At 65.9% G+C, this 1,239-nt stretch carries 1 protein-coding gene and 1 pseudogene; both read right to left on the reverse strand.

All coding sequences use genetic code 11. The features are described 5' to 3' along the window. Positions 1 to 442 (reverse strand): ALF repeat-containing protein (locus tag K6I34_RS31060; protein ID WP_229331149.1); only part of this gene is annotated, 442 nt, incomplete at its 3' end. 432 nt (positions 443 to 874) lie between these two features. After that, positions 875 to 1,239: pseudogene (locus K6I34_RS31065) on the reverse strand (hypothetical protein); the annotation flags it as partial.

A 1,239-nucleotide genomic window follows, 5' to 3' on the forward strand; every position in this document is an offset into this window, starting at 1 on the left:
GAAGCATGTCGTCCATCTCGCGCGCGTCATACTGGCCCTTCTCCAGGAAGCGCACCTGGTCCTCCCGGGTTCCCATGAGCGCCTTGTTCACAGCCTCCTTCATCGTCGGCCCGACGTCCTTACCCGACCCGATCCGGCTGATCGTCAGGGAGTTGTCCATGTCGCGCGCGTCGTACTGACCGGTCTCCAGAAAGCCGCGCATGTCCGTGGGGGTGCCATCGAGCGCCTTCTGGGCCTGCTCCCGGAGGATCTCGCCCGACGCCTTGTCCGCGAGGATCCTGGCTATCGCCGCGCGGTCCTCTTCCGCAGACGGGGCCGCGGCCTTGGCGGCCGCCGGGGCGGGGGCCTTGGCGCCGGTGGCGGCGACCGCCGGGGTGGAGAGCAGAACAGCCGGTGCGATCACGGCGGCTGCGACGAGCCCTGAGACGCGGGTGAACTTCATGCGCAACACTCACTTTCCCTGGGGAAGATCCTGGAACTTCCCTCTCACCCTAAAACGATCTTGGCGTACGTTTCCACCGACTAACAGCCATGAACCCCTGCCTACTTGAAATCACAGGTCAAGGGACTGGTGTGACTGGTGCTCGGGTGCTCATGCTGGTCGCAGGTGGCAGGTGGCAGTCTGCGGAGTAGATCCTCTGTCAGAGGTTGACTTCGAGGTTCGCCAGTTCCGCGCGCCGCGCGGTGATCCGTTCCAGCAGCTCGGGATCCGGCATGAACCGGATCGTAAGCTGAGGAAACCGAGATGGCCTCGTATGGCTTTCGGAAGGTAAAACTCGGGGCGGCGATCCCCTGGAGCGCCTTGCTGCCGACACAGGACGGCATCGGCAGCAACGGACCCGGCGGACATGGTGGTGTCCGCTTCGCAGCGAGGTCAGTCGAGGACGTCGGGGATCGGCTTGGTGTTGCTGCGCAGGAGGGCGCTCCTGGAGCCGGCGGCCGGGCCGAGGGCCCAGTCGGAGAGGGCCATGGAGTCCATGTAGCGTTCCTCATCGTTCAGCAGGACACCGATGATCGTCTTGCCGTTGCGGGTCACGGTGAAGACGAGGCACTTGCCGGAGGCGGTGGTGGTGCCGGTCTTGACACCGAGCGCGCCCGGGTACGCGTAACCAGTGGGGCGTTCGCGGATCAGGAGGTTGGTGTTGCCCCAGGCGGGGACGGTGGCGGTGCCGCCGGTGCTGTAGGTGGTGGTCTTCACCAGGGTCTGGAACAGGGGGCTGGTCATCGCGTGCCGGGTGA

The organism is Streptomyces sp. UNOC14_S4 (genome assembly GCF_020740835.1).
Taxonomy (GTDB): Bacteria; Actinomycetota; Actinomycetes; order Streptomycetales; family Streptomycetaceae; genus Streptomyces.